This window comes from Jannaschia seosinensis (assembly GCF_001408515.1).
GTDB lineage: Bacteria > Pseudomonadota > Alphaproteobacteria > Rhodobacterales > Rhodobacteraceae > Jannaschia > Jannaschia seosinensis.
In genome coordinates, this window is record NZ_CYPR01000044.1 from 1 (window position 1) to 1729 (window position 1729).

The following is a 1729-nucleotide window of genomic DNA, read 5'->3' on the forward strand; positions in this document are numbered from 1 at the left end:
GTAGAGTAAGCCGCGCAGGGCGTTCACGAGTTCCGTGCGCTGGTGGAGGAGACGCTCGCGGGCACGAAAGAGCGCAGGGCGGGCCTGCTGATCTTCCGTCTTCGGCTCGACAAAACGCATCTCGGGACGCTGTGCCGCGATGACAATCGCCTCGGCATCGGCTGCATCGTTTTTCTGCCGCTTCACGAAGGGCCGCACATATTGCGGCGCGATCAGCTTGACCTCATGGCCCAGCTTGTTGAGCTCCCGCGCCCAATAACTTGCGCTGCCGCAGGCTTCCATTACCACCACAGCGGGCGGCTGGTTCGACATGAACTGCCGGAATTGTGGGCCCGTCAGCTTTTTGCGAAACTTCAAATGCCCTGACATCATGGCGCAGTGGAGCTGAAACACGTTCTTGGAAAGATCCACCCCAATCATCGTATTCTTCTTTTACAACCGTCCTCTCACTCTCGTGGCCCTGAACACCACAATAGTGGCACCTCGCGATGCCGTTTGGGGAGGCGGCAACCACCCCATTTGTTCAGGCGGCCTTTGCGGCAGATCGAACCATGGGAACGCCATCGGTCCAAGTGACCATGGCGAGGGGGCTTTGTCGTGAGCCTTCTGAAGCTCACGGGGCTCAAATGGCCAGCCCCGGACTTCTCGACGCTCTGCCGAGGGCAAAGGACCTTGGCCGTTCAGCTGCCCTACCGGGGTAGCGGCGGCTCGCTGCACCTGCTCGTGCCCTCTCGGGACATCACCGTGTGATGCCCTGGCGGGTGAGAGACAGCACGGGCATCAAGGTCCGGGGCGAGGACGAATGGCATACGCGCAAGCTTGGTGGAGCGCGCATTCGAGTTTGGCGCAAGGTCCACCTCGCCGTAGACGAGGCGACCCTGGAGGTCCGGGCCGTCGAGATCACTGGTAGCGGCATCGGTGATGCGCACGTGCTGCCCGACCTGCTTGGTCAGATCCCTGAGAGCGAGCCGATCGCCTCCGTCACCGCCGACGGCGCCTACGACACCCGCAGCGCGGACGCTGTCAGCCCGCCCCGACGGAACGCCAAGTCTTGGAAGAGGGACAGCCCTGGCGCAGGAACGAGGAACGAGGCTCTGCGCGCCATCAAGCGCCTCGGCCGCACCGTCTGGCGACGGTGGTAAGGAACCAGCCCGCCACCGGTTCCAGGGCGGTCCCGAACGCTATAACCGCCGCAGTCGCGCAGAGACGAAACCTCTCGGGATCATGCTACGCATGACCCTGCCGGTCAGTGGATGAACTCCATGAAGCTGCTCGGCCAGAAGCTCATGGCCGTTCGGCATCGGCCTCGGACCGATGGCGGCTCAATGCCTCACCTTCGACCGCCAGACAGCCGAACTCCAGGTCCGCGTCGCCATCCTGAACCGCTTCACCGCCCTCGGCATCCCCGTCACGCAGCCAGTGGTTCGAAACCCAAGGAGGGGGCTGGCCTTCAGACATTGCAGGCAGAAAAGCCGCCGTGCGCGATTAACCCGGATAATTCACGAGAAGGCGGCGGAGGTGGCGTAACCGTCTGAAACTCTGTATTTTTTGGTTATCGACGCCAAAGATTCAGATTTCAGCAGGACGACCTCCGCCATGACCCAGTCTACGTGCTCCACGCCCCGCCTGTCACCCCTCAATGGCAAGCCGGTCCTGCTCGGGTTTGACGGCGCCGACATGAGCTCCGACGCCGGCCTGACCCTGCTGCGCGAGATCGAGCGCAGGGCGG

General features: G+C 63.1%; 1 protein-coding gene and 1 pseudogene. One reads left to right on the forward strand and one right to left on the reverse strand.

Translation table 11 applies throughout. The features are described 5' to 3' along the window. Positions 1 to 420 (reverse strand): IS110 family RNA-guided transposase (locus JSE7799_RS03885; RefSeq protein WP_144431545.1); only part of this gene is annotated, 420 nt, incomplete at its 3' end. A gap of 168 nt (positions 421 to 588) precedes the next feature. Between JSE7799_RS03885 and JSE7799_RS22250 the strand changes: the two are divergent. Beyond that, positions 589 to 1527: pseudogene (locus JSE7799_RS22250) on the forward strand (IS5 family transposase); the annotation flags it as partial. Positions 1528 to 1729: the final 202 nt, after the last annotated feature.